Source organism: Schauerella aestuarii (genome assembly GCF_009866805.1).
GTDB lineage: Bacteria > Pseudomonadota > Gammaproteobacteria > Burkholderiales > Burkholderiaceae_B > Schauerella > Schauerella aestuarii.
In genome coordinates this window covers 808,679-826,689 of sequence record NZ_SIZW01000041.1, presented here as the reverse complement: position 1 = coordinate 826,689, position 18,011 = coordinate 808,679, and the positions used below count along the sequence as shown (strand labels likewise).

Here is an 18,011-nt window from a genome sequence, read left to right as displayed (position 1 = left end):
GCGGCGTTGCAGTGGAAGCACCATTACCTGAAGGCTGCATCACGATGACCACACCGCTGCCCGAGGGAACCTGCGATTGCCACGTTCACATCGTCGGTTCGCTAACTGACTATCCGATGCTGGCCGACCGGCACTACACCCCCGGGCCGGCATCGGTGGACGACTTGCGTGCGCATATGGGCGCCGTCGGTGCAACGCGTGCGGTGATCGTTCAACCCAGCATCTACGGCAGCGACAACCGCTGCATGCTGGATGCGATGGCGCGCATGAACGGTGCGGCGCGCGGCGTGGCAGTGGTGGAGCGCGATATCGATGACGAGGCGCTGAGCACCCTGCACGAACAAGGGGTGCGCGGGTTGCGCATCAACCTCGAGAGCGTGGGCGCGAGCGATCCCCATGCGATCGGCCAGGCGTTGCAGCATTGGGGCGCACGCATTGCGCCGTTGGGCTGGCACATCCAGATCTATTCGGGACTGGACGCCATGGCAGCGGCCGCCGCCAATCTGCCACCGCTCGACGTGCCCATCGTGCTGGATCACTTCGCGATGATCCCCGCATCCACTTCGCCCGACGATCCGCGTGCCAAAGCGATCATCGCCCTGGTGGCAAGCGGTCGCGCGTACGTGAAATTGTCGGCGTCGTATCGCGTGGACACCGACAGCCGGCATGCCGACGGCGTCCGCAAGCTGGCGCATGCTTTTGCGGATGCCAATGACGCGCGAATACTCTGGGCCAGCGACTGGCCGCACACCAATCGCGAACCCGGACGCCGAGCAACGGAAGTCAGCGCCTATCGCCAGATCGGCGCCGCGCGGCTCAGTGAGGAAGTGCGAGATTGGTTCAGTGACGGCCATGTGCTGCAGGCATTGCTGGTGGCGAATCCGGCGCGGCTCTACGGATTCGAGTGAGCCTGGCGGGAACGCCACATGCTCATCCGTGGACACATAAAAACGGGAACTCACCATCATGACGATCTTTGAAGCGCTTCGCGAAAGCCATGAGATTCAACGCAATCTCGTCAAACGTGTGCTTGAAACGAGCGGCGATTCGACTGAACGCCATCAGCTTTTCAAGGAATTGAAAGAAGAGCTGTCGGCGCACGAACTGGCCGAGGACCGGCACTTCTATGCACCGATGATGGGCACCGATGTGGGCATATCCCTGTCGCGGCACGGCATCGCCGAACATCACGAGATCGACGAGATGATCGAAGAACTCGAGAAAACCGACCCGTCGAGTCCGTCGTGGATTGCGCAAGCGAAGAAGTTGAGCGAGAAGGTGCATCACCACCTGGAAGAGGAAGAACACGGTTTTTTTCAAACGGCAGGCAAGGTGCTCGACGAAAAACAGAAGACGAGCTTGGCGACCAAATATCGGTCCGACTACTCGAAGGCCAAACACGCCGATTGAGTGGTGCAGAAGGATCGGTGGCACGATCGACATCGAAGACTAGAAGCCCGCATCGCGCGGGCTTTTTTTTGCGTTGGGCTACGTGGAACGGTATCGTAGGCGCATCTATGCGCCAGCGACGCTATTTTCTATAAAGGACCCCATGTCAGACCGCGATCCCCCCACATACGACGAACTTGGCGATGCCCTGAATATTCTTCTGGAGGCCTGCAACAGGATTGGCGTGCGTGCGACCGAGGAACTCGAGCAACCCAGCCCATTCCACGACAAGCTTTCGCAAGTCGACGCATTCAAAGTGGCAGTGGGCGAAGCGGAGCGCTTTCGCACCTTGTCGATCGATGTCGTGGTCGAGATGGCGACCGCGCGCGAAAATGCGTTGCGGCTGATGCGCTTTATCGAGTGAGGGGTATCGGCTGACGATGATGGTGATTCGGCCATTGCGCCTGAATCATCGCAACTGCCGCGTGCTGCAAAGAGCAAGTCTTCACAAACGGGTTTCATAACCCTGAGACACTGCTGGAAAACTTGGTGCGCCCGACAGGAATCGAATCTGTGCAACCGCTAATTAACGCCAATTCGCGACGTTCCGCCCCAGTGAGAGGTGTCGTAAATTGGGGCTATTTTGCGGCCGCTGTCACAAATTCCGTCACGGCGATGGACGTTTAATAAGTGCGCGCAGTGTAAATAGATGTTAATTTCAGCCAAAATGATTAGGCTGATGTCGCGCCTATTGCCCCCAACGCCCCCAGACAGACTCCATCCTACATGTCCGCATTCGAATTTAAAGCGATAACAATTAACCAGTTGATCGCTCACACGGTGTTTGCGAAAAACAACGCGTTGCCGGTGATGGAGCCAAAGCTCAGTGGATCTTTGCTAGAGCTAAACGACGATGAGGGCGACGCTAAGGCTTTAGTGCAGCAGCGCTTAACCGAAGCGCTTGGTAGTCGATCTCATGGCGTGGAGACGGCGATTGCGCGCAACACAAGCGATGACTTTGCTCAAATTGCAGCCAAGATGCTGAACGCCGATGACGCCGACTTTGTCCTTGGGTCGCAGCAATTGGCTATCAAACTTCAAGCAGCTCACACAAGCACACGCTGGCCCGGTGGCATATTAATACTGATTTCGGGGACGGTTGGACACCCGGCGAATCGCTTCATAGCCGCTATCAAAGCAGAGACGGATAAAGGCTTCAACGCGGTCGAGAAAGACGGCAAACTGATGCTCCAAGTTGTTAAGCGCATGCTTCTCTCAGCAACTCAGCGGCTGTACAAGGTTGGACTCTTAGTACAGATTGGCCCCATGAAGCCAGGCCCCGACGGCATCGTCGACGCCGCGCATTTCCGGTGCTTCTTGTTCGACCATCTCTTCAACAACAAAGAAACTGCCCGCCCTGCATCCTACTTTTATGATGCATTTCTAGGTATGGCGGTGTTAGAAAGCAATCGCGAAAAAACCCGGATTTTTTACGAGCAGAGCAAATCGTTCATATCGAACTGCGCCGAACTCAGCAATGACGAAAAGATAAGTCTCAGAGAGGCGTTGCGCACAACCCTAAGAAGCAACGCGGCAACTATCAATGCCGATGAATTCGCAAAAGAGCATCTCGCGGAGAAACTGCAGGGCGAATATTTACAGGCGCTGCGAACTCATGGATTTCCGGACAACGCGGTAGCGAAAGATCTGGAATACATCAAATATGTCCTTCGAAAACCACCATCCACAAAATTTAGCACCGGCGTGGAAGTGAAGGCTCCGCCGGACGGCAAGTTCGAGGATTTGGTGCGTATCGGCGAAGTTGTCGACGGCTACACTAAGATTGAAATCAAGGGCGTCGTTACGTCGTACACATGATTGATTGGACTGAGCTACGCGGTCAACTCACTACTCTCAGGCCTGCACTAGTCGAGTGGGAGATATGGGTGAGAGCCACGCTCGAAGCAAGAGCGAAGGTTACGATGTCGCGGGAGACGTCGCTACAGTTCGCAACTGGGCGAGTGAAAGAGGTGGCGTCTGCCCTTTCGAAAATTCAACGTAAAGGTTACACCGACCCTTTGGTGCAACTGACCGATCTCGCGGGTGTTCGCTTCATCACCCTGCTTTCTACTGATGTGCAAGAACTCGGCACACTTCTAGAAGCCGAACCGAGTTGGACGTTCGAACTGTCTCGAGACCCTGATCTTGAGATGGCTGCCGATCCCGAACGTTTCCAGTACCAGTCTCGTCACTATCTCGTCAGGTCCAAGGCCGAGCAGACGCTGAATGGTGTAACAGTACCGGCCGGTCTCACATGCGAGGTGCAGATACGAACTCTACTGCAACACGCCTACGCTGAAATGGTGCATGATAGTATTTACAAAGCGACCGGCAAGGTTCCTCCTGGCGCCATTCGTTACGCCGCAAGTAGCATGGCCCTCATGGAAACCGCAGATCACCTCCTCTGCGAAACAATGCGCCTCTTACGCGAAGATTCAGCGAGCATCGACGGAGTCCTTGAAGGACTCGCGAATATCTATAGCTCTCAAGTCCACAGTCTCGATGAGCCTGTTGACGTGCAACTGAATCGCTTCGTCATTGAAGAACTGCGCTCCGAGCTTCCAGCGGACGTAACTCGCAAGGTCTCATCATTCCTGTCAGAGAATGATTATCTTGCGCAAAACATTCGCAACTACCGGCACTCTGCAGATCCATTCTGGTTACAGCCAATCAGCGTATTGGCGTACTGGTTGGTGCATCACGACAGAGACACGGCCAATAAGTGGCCGCTTGCACTCTCTATGGAAGCATTGCAGCAGGTCTACAGCGATCTGGGCATATCCATGCACCCACATTAGTGGCCGGTCTGTAGATCGGGGGCTAACCTACGCCGTCCGCCCTCGCGCGATCGAAAGCCATAGGGACTTAGCGATCAGAATGTATTATGCGGCGCACACTCGGTGGCCAAGTTTGCCGGCAGTGTTGTCCGCTCAACTGGCGGCAGAGGCCGACGCCTACACTCCACACGTAGGAGAACACGATGTGTGGACGTATCGCTCAATCTCGCGCCGTCGCTGACTATCTAGAGACGATCGCGTGGAACTCGTATAGTCTGCCCGATACACTGGGCCCGCGCTACAACGCGCCGCCCGGCACTAAGCCACTGGCGTTCAATTGCATGGATCGTGACCCCGAGGCAACCCAGCGGTTCTGCGCGAACTATAGGAAGAAACCAGTGAAAGAGTTATCCGTTGTAATCGCTTTCTGTTCGATCTTATCTCCGTCGCTTTCGTCTGCGTATCAACCGAGCCATGAAGAAACGCAAATCATGGAATTCTTGCAGAAGGACGAAAGGGACAGCTTTATAAGTGGGACGCAGTCCTACTTCTCACAGGAGATGGGCTTAGTCTTGGCTGATGCAGCTGGGGTCGCGAAGGTTTATCGCGAGAACCAAGTCGCAGGAGATCAGAAGTATTTTGGGAAGCGCGTTCTTCTGACGGGCACCATCGCGTCGATCAACAGCGGGATTGGAAACGAGCCGTACATAGTATTTGAGGGCCCAATTTACGGTGGAACGCAGGCACGACTACCAAAGGATAAAATTGAACGAATCGCTTCCCTTCGTAAAAAACAACGTGCGTCCGTTGTTTGCGAGGGAAGCGGCGCGGTTGTTGGCACACCAACCTTTAAAAATTGTCAGTTCAGTGATGATGTAGTCGATCGCAAGTGGCAGGAGTTTAACGTCGATCTCCAGCGCTTCTATTCTGGTGATAACGCTGTCTCTGATGACGTGGCATTCCTAGCTCTTAGAGTCGCAATGTACGCTGCGTTCATTGATAAGAAACACGGCTGTCCGTCCAACGAAAAATCCTGCAAAGCTGCACTCCTCAAAGCGAGTAAGAGCAAGGGGTTCATGGACTCGGCAAAGACAATCTCTGCGCAATTTAAAAGCGAAGGGCTCAAAGTCCCTAACGTCGAAAAGCCGAGCTGACGAACTAGCGAGGGTTTCATCGTCCCACGCGGATGGCCCTCACGTAACCCTGCAGACCGTTCACTTTGTCGGCGAGCCTCGCAGCATCGCCTCCCAGCCGCTCATATTTCGCGACACAGCTTCCAAGTACTCCGATCCAGTCGGCTCCGGCGCCATCAGATCCGCTGCCGGCGTTGGCAGTCTTGGAGTTACGGCGTAGCTGGTCGAGCAGCCCGTCAATACGAGCACGCTGAGTGGCAACAGTCTTTTGAGCGGCTTCACGCGCCAGCACGGCGCCGCGGTATTGAGCATCGGCACGATCGGCCTCCTGTTGTGTTGCTCGCTCTATGTCTGAATTCAGCAAGCGAGCGTCGAGTTGGGCTTTGGCGTAGCCTCGGCCGAATTGTTGGGTTCGGTCGTAGCGCCAGGCGAGGAAGATTGCCGCCAGCACAACGCCGACTGCCAGTACGGGCCACAATCGGCGGCTCATGGGGTGTTCAACCAGTCAGGCACTTCACCGGAGGGCTTGGATGCTACCGGGGTAAGCGCCTCGGTCAGATCCTGAGCCGCGCTCCTAGCGGTGGTCGCCGCGGAACTGGCGCTTGTCGCGGCCGCCTTCGCAGTCGTCGCGGCGCCACGTGCTGTTTTGGCTGCGCCACTCACCCTGTTAACAGCATCCTTCGCCGTGTCTGCCGCTACCTGGGCCGTCTCGGCTGCCACATCAGCTTTATTGGCGATGGCCGGCAGGCGCTGCTCGATGATCAGCAAGAGCTGGCGATTGATGTCTTGCATACGTTGGTTCTCGGCTTGATACATGCCACGCGCTTCCAGGCGCTCGCGGTCGAACCAGACGTATAGCGGCGCTCCGAGCACCACGCCACCGATGAAGATCAGGCCGAGATATGCCATCCAGACCTTGATCATCAGCTGCAGTCGATCAGCCTTGTGCATATCGCATCGGCAAAGATGCGCGATCAATTTACTCATCATCGTTTTCCTCGATTGGTAAGGGCTTGCCCGTGAGGCTCGCGATCGTCTCTCGGGCCTCTTTCAGTTGATACTTGAGACGCCCGAAATCGCTCTTCATCGTTGCCCATTCCTTTCGCATCTCCTGCAGGGCGTTGTCGAGCGATTCCGCCTTCAACTTCCATTGATCGCGTTCGGCGATCACTGTGGCTAAGATTCCGCCAGACGCTGTGGCATTCGCCACGCTGTTCTCCAGCGTGCGCATGAGCAGGGGAACGAGATACTTTCCCAGCAAGCCGACAGCGGCTGCCGCCAGCGCCCCATAAAGCCCCGTTTGCCAATCCATTCCCCTACCCCAATACGGCTATTGCCGCCTTATACCGACGTTGACGATCGGCCCACCCATTAGGTAGTCCGTCTCTGTTCTTGCCGTTCACTCGAATGGACAGACGAAAAAAATCGCCGGTGTCGGCGATTTCGTTGCATCCATTTGTCTTCCACCATCGCCCCGCGGAGCGCATACCTTTCACTGGTTCGGTGAGCTGCTGCGGGTCATTAAGCAGGTCGTACCCGAGCGCCTCGCCTGTTGCCCTATGGTTGTCGTAGCCGGTTATCTGGATACCTCCATACCCACGCCACCAGGATCCCGGTGTTGAACCGTGAGCCGCCGCGATGCGGATGGCTTCGGGACGCGTATTGCCGAGATCTGCCCGATTGTCGTAGCGCTTTTGCGCGTCAGTAGGCCCCCAAATCTCGGATAGCCGGGTGTAGCCCATCGTCTCATGCCCAATGGTCGCGAGGAACATGGCTGCACGCTGGGGCGAGACGATGGCGAACTCCATCATTGCTCGCTCGACCGGGTCATACCACTTATCGGCTTGGCCGCTCGACAACCCGGTGGCTGCCGCGAAATCATCTTTCCGCATCTTCACTCCAATATTCTCCGCGACACGGTCACCTGCGAATTAAGCGCCGCTGTGTCGGCCGCTGAGTACATCGACCAATCGCGCACCTGCGGGTCTCCAGTACCGTTCCCGACAACGGCGGCATCGGTCACAATAAATTGCGCCCGTCCGAATCCAGAGCCCTGGATCGCCCATCCGCTGTACCCGTCCGCGAACACGCCGAAGGTGACTGTCACAGGTACGATGCCGCTGTTTGTAAAGCCATAGGACGCACTGCCGCTAATGACCGTTCGATAGGCCGTGATGTCCACCACGCCGGCCGCTGTCGTGCCGAATACGCGAAACGCATAGTCGAGCTCTGACTGCCATACGCCGGTCTTGACGAGGACGGTGTTGGCCCCAGTGGTCGCAATCGAAGCGGTCATCACTGAAGCCTTACCGTTTCCTTCTCCATCCGTATCGCGGATAGCGGCCGGCGCGCCACCGGAAGGCAGCTTCATTTTCTGGGCAAGCCCGCCCCCGCCGTCCAATTCCGCCACGCCATTCGGTTCGCCTTTCATTCTCAAGGGCACTGATTCAGGCAGCGGATTGGCGGCGAAGTAGGCAGCTATCCCTTCGCTAATCTGCTCGTCGGTAGCATCTTTGCCTGCCGCTGGCGGGTTAGCTTGCAGAAAAGCTGCAACCGCATGAGCGACCTGCTCGTCTGTTGCGTCCGCATCGTTGTCGCCGTTTGTTGGCGGGTTGATGTGCAGGTACGCAGCCACGGCTACCGCTATCTGCTCGGGCGTCACGCTGGGCCCAGGCACGCCACCCGAGATCTTTATCAGCTGTGGCGACCTCCCCTGGATGACCATGGACGTCGACCTTGGATTAATGATCGTCAGTGTCATCGCGTCACCTGTGGCGAGACGAGGTACCGACCGCGGAGGATCTTCGTCACAGACCCGTTAGGAAATCTGACTTCAAGGTCGTAAACACCCATCTTCGCGGACAAGGCCGACGTCAATTCGGCGGATAGCTTGAGCGTGATCTTGCCGGCCGGATCAATCGCAATGCGGCCGTTCGCCGAACTGAGCTCGATAGTCACCGCTGAACTCGAATACCGCTCTCGAAGCTGCATCACTGCCGTAGCGCCGGCGAGATTTACCGCTGCACCGTCGTTGTCATTCCACGCGATTTCTCGCGCCCAGGTCTCGCCTTGCTGAATACGCAGGATTGTGTCCATCGTTGCTCCAGGCGTTAAAAAGCCCGCACTAGGCGGGCTGGTTGGGGTCGGTGGGTTCAGCTGACGGGGGCCATCCGACTTGGTAGGCGGCGAGGCCAGCGACATCCAAGCCTGCCACCTCTTCCTTCATCTGGCGCTGGCGGACGTGGATGCGGAAACCTTGCTCCACGCGAGCAGCCATCATGGCGGAGTGAAGACCAGCGAGGCTATCAGCATCCATCGGGACATCTTCATTGGCCTCATCAGTCCAGAAGAACTGGCCGGCCGCAGCGATACCAGAAGCGACCGAATCTTGCAGTCGAAGGCGCGATTTGTCTCCGCCGTCATACTCGTGGCCGTCAAAGGTGAACTTCACGCCAGCGCGTTCCTCGGCGTCTCGCCAGGCTTCTATCGTTGCGGTCGTCGCCAAGCGAATGTCATCAAGGGAAGGACCAGGCATATCCTCGATCGACACGGAGCCGTCGATAACGACGATTGCTTTGCCACTGTACTGAGCGGTCAAAAGCTCGTTGCGCTGTTCAGGCGTGACCATGACAGCGTCTTCGGGGCGATCGTCATCATCGTAGAAGCCGTTCGTAGAAGGAGAAAAGAAAGGCATGATTTATCCTCGTCCGATAGCGATGAAGAAGAAAGCGGTGTTAGCTACGAGCCCTGCGCTATTGTTGGCGAAGAATGTGCCGGTGGTCGCGCTCGCGCTTGACGTGATATTTATCGCGAATCCGCTGTTGGCGTTCAGACTCGCAACGCACGAGAACGGCGCCTGGGCGAAAGCTCGAGAGAATGAGACCGCAATGCCACCGCCAGCGCTGGTCGTAGGGTTTCCCCAGCAAATCTGCAATCCACCCTCCCAATCAGGCAGCTTCAAGTGACCGTTGGCGGCGAGGTTAATAGAGATTCCGCCGCCCAAACCCGCCGGCGTGACAAACCTGACGTCGTTTGTCCGAGCGTTGACATCCGCCTGCAGTGCACGCGGGTAAAGATCACTGAGTGTGACCCATGCCGTGTTGGCCGCATTGCGCCGTTTGAGCAAACTGTTTGCGATGTCCGCCCACGTCATGTGCGGGCCGGCAAGGCTGGCTGGATCCGCGCCGCCCGCGAAGTCGGTGGCGATGGTAGCCAGCGCATTGTTGATTTGCTGCACGGCTGAAAGCCCTGGCAGCGGCGGATTGGTAGAAACTTGGACAGCGGTTTGGGTCATGTCAGTAGCCCTGAGAGATGTGATTCATTTGCCGAGCGACCGGCGTTGATGCGTTGTAAAAGCGGATGTTGAAGCCTGTAGCGTCCTGATTCGTGAGCACGTAGCGGTCATCAGCGATCGCGTCGAGCCAAGTAATCTGGACGTTTGGCGTGGCATGGAAGGGTTTCGGGTATGTGATGCGGGCGCCGGCAGCGGGAATTGTGACGATCTCGCCGCGCTGGATCATGTCGGGGACATCCACCGTCCATGTGAATCGCTCCACGAAAGGCACGATCATCGGATCGCGGGTTTCAAGCACAAGACGCACATCGAAGAAGCGACCCTGGATCAGCCCCGGCACATAGTCCACCCAATCAGTCCACTCCCCCGCTACCAACGCGCTGCGGATCTGCGGTCGAACGTTGTAGAACTGCTGATTCGAGTCGTTCAGAATGTCCGCTTCCGAGAGGAAGTCTTCCAAGGCCAGGATGTTCTCGGAGAAGTTGATGGCGTAGGCTGACAGATCGAAATCAACCCTCACCGGCACCGGGTAGCCAATATCGATGATATTGGCGTCATTCGTCTCATAGACGCCGCTGGCGGGCACGCCGCCATACCAAAGCACATCATCAAGCGCCAGCATGTCCGGAGCGCTCAAGATGTCGCCGGATGCCGCAAGGGTTAGTTTTCCGTCGAAGATGAATGCGCCGCCGCTCACCGTCCCGGACCACGCTGGATGCTCCTGCTTGACGACAAGGACATTGCGTACAAGCGTTGCTCCTGCCACCTGCAAAGAATCCGGCGTGCCGTAGATGACGTCCCCACGCGTTGTGTCATAGCGCGCAGCGACAAAGTACCGGCCATTGCCGACAGCCAGTAGCTCCACGTTTCGCGTGACGGCAATCGTCTGCGAGTTTTGCCATGACGTACCGATACGGATCTCGTATTGCAGCGGCCGGACATCTCCGACCTCATTCCATTTCAAGACTGTCAGGCCATCACGGTAGACACTGGTCAAGCCAGTCACAGTAGGAACAGGCCCAAGCAGACCAGTGACCGTATATGAGCCGTCTTTTGATGTGCCCTTGCCAGTGAGAGTCAATGGCGTGACGGTGACCAGAATGAAATCGCCACTATGCGCCGGGATCGTGAAGGAACGCTCCGTTGTTTCGACGGCGGTGTAGCCCTCTCCATTGATCCGATACTCGACCAGCACACGGCCGGCAGACGACAGAACATAATCCAACCTCACAGCGATATCGTCGTTGGCAACGGCGTTGATGGTCTCCGAGAACGACAGTGCAAATACCACCCCGCCAATCAGCGCACCATCGCGCGGCGGCGTGTAGATGTATGGATTCCACTCCGATGCGTAGTAATTGGGATCGTCGTCCACGGCTTCAAATCGCACGCCCTCATCGTTCGTCGGCTGCGCGTGCACGATCTTCAGGCGGCGGCCAGGTGTGGCAAGCGGATCGAACTGCCACGCCCAGTCCAAAGCAACGATGCCGTCCTCGTTAACCTCGTCGGGGACGGGAAAATCCGCTTGGATGGGTGCGATCGGATAAAGCGTGTCGTACTCACCGGCAACAGTCCCACCGGGCCCGCTCACCTGAAACGTAATGAAGTGGCCCAGCGGGCTGCGCAATGTCATCCATCCGAAGGTCGCCGCGACGGGCACAGAGCGATCGAGACGTAACGCGAACCGCGAGCCACCCAGCAGACGGCCGGCGTAGCCCCAAACTGTCAGATCGTGGCTGACCTGCACCACGTCGCCCCGCGTGCACATCATGCCCTCGATGTCCATTTCCCACACCACGCGGCGGCGGTGGAAAAGCTGACTAGCGGCAATCAGGTTCACCTCACGCCCTGCCAAAGCCGCATCCGTAGTCCCCTCGAGGTCTAGCTTCAACGGGCTGTTCAGCATGGGCGCGCCGGGAACACGCACGCGCACTTCGTCCGCTTCCCAATTGCGTGCGGGGTTAATAAAGGTGCCGACGATCTCATCAACCGTGGCATCTGCATAGGACACTTCAAACGTGCCGGCCTTGATGTTGTATGGCCCGATCATGCCCACGTAGGGCTGATTCGCAGCGTCCCATATCACGCCGAGCTTGCCGGTCTGCCAGGTGTAGGAGGCACGGCCGGCGCGCGCGATCATGCTTAGCATTTCGTGCGACGTCTTCTGCTGCGTTAGCACATAGTCGAACGTCAGCCCGCGAGCATGGCACCAAGCCGCCCAAGCGTAGATAGCATCGAGTTCGACCTCCGAATAGAGCATCCCACAGCCCCACACCCGATTGCCATCGCCGTCCCGATGACCTACCGCAAACCGCAGAAACCACCAAGCCGGATTGCGGGTGTGCTTGATAGTCCACGTTGTGCCGTTGAAGGTATTGCACTTGGCCTCAACCATGCCGTTAAGTTGGGCGATCGAGCCGTTCAACTGTGCTGTGGCCCGAACCCGCACACCAAGTCGAGTCTGTCCGGTGTAATCGGCGGGCGTGTCCTGATAAGCCCGGATTTGGCTGACGGATACAGCATTGCTTTCGAGGCTCGTAGCAACGTCCTCATTCATCTTCCGCACGCGGACTTCATACTGACCGTGACCGGTATTGAAGCTGACAGTCATTCGCACCGGCTTGCTGGAACTGCCGATCAAGCGTGTGTTCGAGGTGGTCGTGTACCCGATAAGCGGATCCGGCGCCACGCCAGACCAAGGCCGGCCCAACTGATATGGATGGGGTAGCCAGCGCCACTCGTAGGTAGTGCAATACTGCGTTTCTCCCACGTCGCCACCACCAGACGTAAAGCACTCCTGATACTGCTCGCCGTTGACGTGGTCAGCTGCGTTCAGCGATCCATACCGAATCTGCGTCCAATAGCGGTTGTTCTGGTCGTCATTCGCATTGCTGTAAACGCCCAAGGCCCAGTAGTGCGTCGCGTAGACAGGATCGGTGTAACCTCCGATCGGCACCCAATTTCCCTCTGGATAGCTGCGGTACTCGACCTGTACCTCGACGGCATTTGACTCAAACGCACCAGTCTGCGGGTTGACCTTGTACACCTGGCCCACGAGTTCGACCTGCACATGGTAGGTGTCAGCCGGCGTAATTCGTGCGTTCCATCCGTCTGCAAACAGCAGATCGAAACCCTGCAGCGTATCGACGTTATCCGGCACCAGAGTCAATTGCCCATCGTGGGCCGAGCGTTGAATCTCGACGCCCTGATAGTTCACGATCGGAGTGTCACCGATCCGAAGATCGGTAATGTCGATTTCCTCCTGCACGCCAAAGTGAAACGCCTGGTTCAAAAACTGGTCGTCACCCTGATAGAACGTGTGCGGATTGCCGGCCAGGTCGGGATATACGCGGTGCCGGCCAAACACCACCATCATCGGCTCAAACGGCCGCGAGCGGTTAGAAGCTGCGCCGATGGCGAAGCTGGGCGCGTCGGCATTCTGTTGTGCGAGGGCGGGAGTGGATGGCTTGGGAAGTGGGAGAAGCTTTTGTATTACAAGGCTGCCGCCAATCATTACGACGGAGGCTGCTGCTGCCCCCGCCATAAGAGCTCCACTTGACCCAATAGCAACATTTGCAGCTTGTGCGTAAGCTCCAGCAGCCCAAGCACCCGCGCCAGCTGACGCAACAGCCACCGCAATCAATGCAACCGTGCGCAGGACTTTATTGCCGCCTCCGCCGCCTTCCACTCGACCACGGACGACAATCTGATCGCCCAAGCGAGGAATCAGTCTGTCCCACAGCGCATCCGGAACTCGATAACCGTTATGCCAAACAGCCACGGGTCCGTTCGGCATAACCACGCCAGTCCGAATTACGTAGGCGCCAAGCGTCTCACGATCGAGAAACGGCTCGAAGCAAACAGCACGACGATCGGCAACTAGCGGGTGCGGCATGCTGACGAGCGCGGGCGATTGAGCTACAGCCATTGATAAAAGCCTTCAAGTTTGAAATGAAGCCGCGTCATCTCGCGCAGCTTTTGTCTAACAACAAATCCACAGCCACGATCCGCATGTAGCACCCACCATTCGCCGGCAATCCAGCACATCACGCCGATATGGCAGAGCCTGCCGCGGCCCTCGAACAGCGCCGGCTGGCCATCCTTCGCTGCACCGATGCGTGATGCCAACTCATCTTTGAACTGCAGAATTTGCTTGGTTTGCTCTCGTAACGTAGTTGCGTGTGAACAGGGAAGATCCACTGCTTTTCCGCTCACTTCGGCGCTGACACGCGACGCAAGAGATGCACAATCACCCTCCCCTGGGATGTACGGCTCGAACACGTATTTGTCTGACCAGTGCATAAAAGTCCAGGCAATAAAAAACCGCCCGAAGGCGGTAGTTTTTTACTTTCGGCACTCCACTGTGCCGCTTTCTATAGATCGCCTTGCGGCTCCTATCATTCGATCATCCCAAACGCCATGATCAGCAACCGAGAGCTTTATCTCAGTACTGGATGCGTTTAGGGATCGTAATTCCGCGCGATATAAATCGCCATCACTGATGGGCGGCATACCAGTGCGGACTTGGGCTGTGCCGCTTTCGGCATAGAAGCTGCCCGCAGTCGAAGCAGCTGGCGAACAAGCCCGCGCCTGAACGTCTGCCCGACGATAAGCCTCATTGAGGCTGTATGGGATAACAAAACTTTGACTGGTGTAGTCCTTGCCTGGTTTCATCCCTGCTGCACAGCCGGTTATTAAAATAACGACCAAACCACCCGCCAATTTCACGTACATAGCCCCTCCCCAATGAGAGGAAAATCTACCACAACCCCGGTGCGCTTTGCGGGTTGAACGTCTTTGCTACAGCCGATCTTCCAAGCGTGTTGACGAAACCCAACTGCGCCGACACCTTCTGGTTGTCTATCTTTAGGCCGGTCATGTCCATCGTCATGTCGTACTCCAGCAGATTCGGAAGACTGGGAGCCACCATCATCATGCGGCAGCGAGCGCCCTGCCCACCGCGGCTGACTTCCAGCCACTGGGTAAGCTGTTGCCCGATATTGTCGACCGAAAGCGTGGCTTGTGGAATTTGACCCTCAATGTCGTCGGGCAATAGCAACTCGAATGCAGTGGCCAGAAACGTGTTGCCCTGGCTGACGATGCTTTCGGTGTTGTTCACCACGCGGATTGCGACCACCAGATCCACATGAGTGATCTCCAGCAGAACCAACATAGGCTCCGTCGAACTGGTGGCCAAGATGTTGCGGCGTCCAGAAAGCGAGATATTGCGCATCAGCCTACCGTCTCGATCGAACTATTGAAGAACCAAAGCGGCCCCATCTTGCTCCAGCCAATGGAGCCACCCACCAAACGGCCTTGCTTCGAAACAGCATCGACCGGATCAACAAAGGTGAACCAAGCGCTACCGCCGAATAGTGAGACCCGATGGAAAGTGTCGAACGCCAGCCTTTCCGCCGTACTGCGAACCATTACTCGAACGGTGCGAGTGACAATCGGTTTGGTACGGCGCGGACGCTGTTTAGCAAGCCCGCCGTCCATGTCACTTCTCAGCATTCCGTAGTCTGGCGCCTCACCGTAACCCTCTGTCAAAATGCGCGCGTAAGCAGGAAAGTTCGGCGTCGCCATTATCCCATCGCTCCTTTCATTGCGCGAGCCATTGGCCCGTTGGTCTTCATGTCGACAATGAACACGTCTTGGATCATGCGCCGACCATCAAACCGCATATCCCCGCCTTTGGCTTGTAGGGGCTGGCTCGACTGGTTGATCAAGTTGAATTCAACTTGAGGGGCAGCTTGCTGCGAACTACTTCCTGTAAGCGCCTTCAACGGGGTGACTGAACCCGATTGGTTGCCCATCATCAGATACTGCTTGCTGCCCACTTTCGCCAATTCAGGCGATCCGTTCTCGTTGACGCGATACATCGAGCCTGACGAAACCGGCCCGCCGATCGCACGTCCTCCAGAGATATCCAATGTTGGGATAAACCCATCGCTTCCTGGTTGGTAAGCAGATGTCGATGCAGCGCTAGACGCTGCAGCACCGCCAAATGCTTGACCCAGCATCCCCGCCAGTCCAGAAATCGCCTGCCTCGCATAAACCCGCGCCAAGTCGGAAATGATGCTGTCGGCAAAGCTTTTGAAGTCGACCTTGCCTTTGGAGATGAACGAGGTCAACTGATCTTCCATTCCTCCGAACACCGTGCCAAAGATGTTGCCGGCACTCTTGTAGGCATCGGCAGCACTGTCGGAGTAGTTCTGGAAAGCGTTCTCGAAACCCAGCTGCCAGCTCCCTCGAAGCTGATCCTCCTGCTCGTAGAACTCACGCTGCGCTTGGAGAGCGACTTCCTGTCCATCAGCGATCGCCTTGCTGGCCTCGGCGTACTTATCACTATTGATAAGCCCGTCTTTAGCCGACTTGTTCAGTTGGTCCAGATAGCGCTGGTACTCTCGGCGAATACCCGTCTCGGACTGCACGCGCTGACGAGTCCGATCGCCCTGCCCATATGCTGAGAGCGTTCGGTCGTACTGCTCTTGACGGCTAGCCTGAGACGACGTCATAGACGCTTGAATCTGCGCTGCTCGTTCCTCGAGCTTGATCAGCGCCTCGCGCTGCTTCACCTCAGCAGAGATCGCAACGTTTCGATCGAGTTGGGCGCGGATGGCGTCTTGATTTGCCAGCAAACTCTTTTGGTCTGCCGTCAGAATCTTCTTTTCTTTCAGGTCGGCGATCTGCTGCTCAAACTTGGCTCGATCTTTCGACGCATCAGTGATCTTCTTCTCGCCGTCTGCCTGGGCTCGCAGCGACGCTTCTTGTTCCTTAAGCTGCAGCAACATTGTTGCCGCCGCGCTGTCGCGGTAGGCCTTTGGCGTCGCAGTCTTCGGATCCTTGTACTTGTCGTCAGACAGAGCAATCCGATCGTTGATCTCCTTTTCGCTCAGGCCATTTGCTGCTCCAATGCGGCGGATTTCCCGTGCCGACTTGGCCCGCTGCTGTTCCTTGGAAGCGATAGAGTCGTCTAGGCGGGCCAACTCCTGACGAGCTGCAATCTTGCGCTTCTCTTCCTCTACTGACCGAGCGTCAAGGGCTACGATCGCCTTTTGAGTATCTCGCTGCTCGATAAGCATTGCGAGGTTGTCGCGGGCGCGCGAGAGGCGTGCAGCACCGTCAGCATTCAGCCCTGCGCCGCCAGCCTGCCTGGCCTCGATCTGGCTGATAGCCTCCTGCGCAGTGCGGATCTGGTCGCCAAGCGGGTCGACACTACCTCGACCGATACCTTTCGCGGCATCGACGGCGCCTAAAGTGGCATTTTTGACCGCATTCCAGCCGCGCTCGATAAAGCCAAGATTTTCCTGAACATCCTTTGTGCGGTTGGCGACCGTATCAGCATAGGTCGTCATCGCCAGCTTCACCGCTCCCTGAGTATCACCTTGCTTCTGGAGCGCAACGATCTGGTCGTACACCGCGACCGTCAGATAGTTGTACTGTTGGTTCAACGCCGCTGACGCCTGCGCCGGCTCTTTCCCCAAGGCAATGAACTGCTCGATCGTTTTCTCGACCGCCTGACCGCCCGTCTTCTCCAACTGCGCCGCGGCGGTCGTAACTGTCTCAATCATGGCGCCGGTAATTTGGCCCGTAGACACCGCAGCCGTTGCGATCTCGGCCGCCTGGCTTTGCGTCACTCCGGTGGAAGTTGCTACTGAAGCAGCAAGCGTTTGGAGCGACGTGACCGTTTGACCGGCAAAGTTGCCGCTCTCAATCAGCGCCTTGCTGAACTTCGCTGCCTCCTGCGTACCGGAGTAATACGCGTAGGTCACGCCGGCCACTGCCGTTGCCGCAAGCGTGTAGGGGTTGATCAGCCCAAGCAAGCTACTGCCAAGTGCCTTAGCTGCCGGCACGACCCCGCCAAACATGTCCTTCAGCTGTCCGCCTTGCTGCAGGAGAACCGTCAATGGCGCCTGCCCACCTTGCAGGCCGACCACAATGTCAGTCAACTGCGCCGGCACACCTCGCATTGCCGCAGCCGTGGCTTTGGCAGACATACCAAGGCTAGCCGTGGCCGTGCTGGCTGCAGTAATCCGCGCAACAAAAGGGGCTGCGGCGTTTGCCACACCGGCCTTCTCAGCGCGAAGCTGAGCGTACTCACCTTTAGTCAGCCCAACGCGATTGGCCTCATTTTCCAACGCCTTCAGAGTCCGGCGACCTGCTGCGCTGATCCGGTTCCCAGCGTCGTCAGAAGCCTGACCTAGCACCTTGAAAGACGCAGACGAGGATTGTGCGGTCTTGTCGACCGTCTTATTCAAGTCCTGGACAGATTTCTTGATGCCATCGATGCCAGCAGTCGCTTGGGTGCCATCTACCCCTACTTGCAATACTGTTTTGCCAGCAACGTTCGTCATA

General features: G+C 57.2%; 20 protein-coding genes. 6 read left to right on the top strand and 14 right to left on the bottom strand.

The genetic code is table 11. The features are described from left to right. The first annotated feature begins 11 nt into the window (after window positions 1-11). The 6 genes from EYW45_RS14775 (at window position 12) to EYW45_RS14750 (ending at window position 5,380) form a co-directional block, all read left to right on the top strand. A complete protein-coding gene (locus EYW45_RS14775) occupies window positions 12-908 on the top strand; it encodes an amidohydrolase family protein (protein ID WP_328703636.1) in 897 nt (298 codons plus the stop codon). 58 nt (window positions 909-966) lie between these two features. Then, the gene (locus EYW45_RS14770; protein WP_202444712.1) at window positions 967-1,410 is read left to right on the top strand and encodes a hemerythrin domain-containing protein; all 444 of its coding nucleotides are present in this window, start codon (window positions 967-969) and stop codon (window positions 1,408-1,410) included. Between the two features lie 142 nt (window positions 1,411-1,552). Next, a complete protein-coding gene (locus EYW45_RS14765; protein ID WP_161136139.1) occupies window positions 1,553-1,813 on the top strand; it encodes a hypothetical protein in 261 nt (86 codons plus the stop codon). A 362-nt stretch (window positions 1,814-2,175) separates the two neighbouring features. Continuing rightward, window positions 2,176-3,267, top strand: a complete 1,092-nt coding sequence (locus tag EYW45_RS14760; protein WP_161136138.1) for a nucleoid-associated protein — start codon at window positions 2,176-2,178, stop codon at window positions 3,265-3,267. A 68-nt stretch (window positions 3,268-3,335) separates the two neighbouring features. Next, window positions 3,336-4,247: a GTP pyrophosphokinase gene (locus EYW45_RS14755; RefSeq protein WP_161136137.1), complete on the top strand. Its 912-nt coding sequence runs from the start codon at window positions 3,336-3,338 to the stop codon at window positions 4,245-4,247. A 182-nt stretch (window positions 4,248-4,429) separates the two neighbouring features. Next, a complete protein-coding gene (locus EYW45_RS14750; RefSeq protein ID WP_161136136.1) occupies window positions 4,430-5,380 on the top strand; it encodes an OB-fold protein in 951 nt (316 codons plus the stop codon). 16 nt (window positions 5,381-5,396) lie between these two features. Here EYW45_RS14750 and EYW45_RS14745 read toward each other — a convergent pair whose 3' ends face one another. From EYW45_RS14745 to EYW45_RS14680, 14 genes are read right to left on the bottom strand one after another with little or no spacing between them, the layout of a single operon-like run. Beyond that, window positions 5,397-5,849 (bottom strand): hypothetical protein, encoded by a 453-nt coding sequence (locus EYW45_RS14745; RefSeq protein ID WP_161136135.1) that lies wholly within the window; start codon window positions 5,847-5,849, stop codon window positions 5,397-5,399. Continuing rightward, window positions 5,846-6,346 carry a hypothetical protein gene (locus tag EYW45_RS14740; RefSeq protein ID WP_161136134.1) on the bottom strand — a complete coding sequence of 167 codons (501 nt, stop codon included), beginning with the start codon at window positions 6,344-6,346 and terminating at the stop codon, window positions 5,846-5,848. Before EYW45_RS14740 ends, EYW45_RS14745 begins: the two co-directional genes overlap by 4 nt. After that, window positions 6,339-6,671: a hypothetical protein gene (locus EYW45_RS14735; RefSeq protein WP_161136133.1), complete on the bottom strand. Its 333-nt coding sequence runs from the start codon at window positions 6,669-6,671 to the stop codon at window positions 6,339-6,341. The genes EYW45_RS14740 and EYW45_RS14735 overlap by 8 nt, the downstream gene beginning before the upstream one ends. A gap of 4 nt (window positions 6,672-6,675) precedes the next feature. Next, window positions 6,676-7,251, bottom strand: coding sequence for a glycoside hydrolase family 19 protein (locus tag EYW45_RS14730; RefSeq protein WP_161136132.1), 576 nt, complete (start codon window positions 7,249-7,251; stop codon window positions 6,676-6,678). 2 nt (window positions 7,252-7,253) lie between these two features. Further along, complete coding sequence (locus EYW45_RS14725) at window positions 7,254-8,120, bottom strand: hypothetical protein (RefSeq protein ID WP_161136131.1); 867 nt, start codon at window positions 8,118-8,120, stop codon at window positions 7,254-7,256. Continuing rightward, window positions 8,117-8,455, bottom strand: coding sequence for a hypothetical protein (locus EYW45_RS14720; protein WP_161136130.1), 339 nt, complete (start codon window positions 8,453-8,455; stop codon window positions 8,117-8,119). Before EYW45_RS14720 ends, EYW45_RS14725 begins: the two co-directional genes overlap by 4 nt. A 28-nt stretch (window positions 8,456-8,483) precedes the next feature. Beyond that, a complete protein-coding gene (locus tag EYW45_RS14715; protein WP_161136129.1) occupies window positions 8,484-9,053 on the bottom strand; it encodes a DUF4376 domain-containing protein in 570 nt (189 codons plus the stop codon). A gap of 3 nt (window positions 9,054-9,056) precedes the next feature. Continuing rightward, on the bottom strand, window positions 9,057-9,653 hold the full coding sequence (locus EYW45_RS14710; protein ID WP_161136128.1) for a gp53-like domain-containing protein: 597 nt from the start codon (window positions 9,651-9,653) through the stop codon (window positions 9,057-9,059). Between the two features lies 1 nt (window position 9,654). Next, window positions 9,655-13,581, bottom strand: coding sequence for a host specificity factor TipJ family phage tail protein (locus tag EYW45_RS14705; RefSeq protein WP_161136127.1), 3,927 nt, complete (start codon window positions 13,579-13,581; stop codon window positions 9,655-9,657). Continuing rightward, window positions 13,572-13,955: a hypothetical protein gene (locus tag EYW45_RS14700; RefSeq protein WP_161136126.1), complete on the bottom strand. Its 384-nt coding sequence runs from the start codon at window positions 13,953-13,955 to the stop codon at window positions 13,572-13,574. Before EYW45_RS14700 ends, EYW45_RS14705 begins: the two co-directional genes overlap by 10 nt. 42 nt (window positions 13,956-13,997) lie before the next feature. Further along, complete coding sequence (locus EYW45_RS14695) at window positions 13,998-14,387, bottom strand: BPTD_2524 family lipoprotein (protein ID WP_161136125.1); 390 nt, start codon at window positions 14,385-14,387, stop codon at window positions 13,998-14,000. Between the two features lie 25 nt (window positions 14,388-14,412). After that, on the bottom strand, window positions 14,413-14,886 hold the full coding sequence (locus EYW45_RS14690) for a DUF1833 family protein (RefSeq protein ID WP_161136124.1): 474 nt from the start codon (window positions 14,884-14,886) through the stop codon (window positions 14,413-14,415). Beyond that, window positions 14,886-15,239, bottom strand: a complete 354-nt coding sequence (locus EYW45_RS14685) for a hypothetical protein (RefSeq protein WP_161136123.1) — start codon at window positions 15,237-15,239, stop codon at window positions 14,886-14,888. Before EYW45_RS14685 ends, EYW45_RS14690 begins: the two co-directional genes overlap by 1 nt. Continuing rightward, complete coding sequence (locus tag EYW45_RS14680) at window positions 15,239-18,010, bottom strand: phage tail tape measure protein (RefSeq protein WP_161136122.1); 2,772 nt, start codon at window positions 18,008-18,010, stop codon at window positions 15,239-15,241. The genes EYW45_RS14685 and EYW45_RS14680 overlap by 1 nt, the downstream gene beginning before the upstream one ends. Between the last annotated feature and the right edge of the window lies 1 nt (window position 18,011).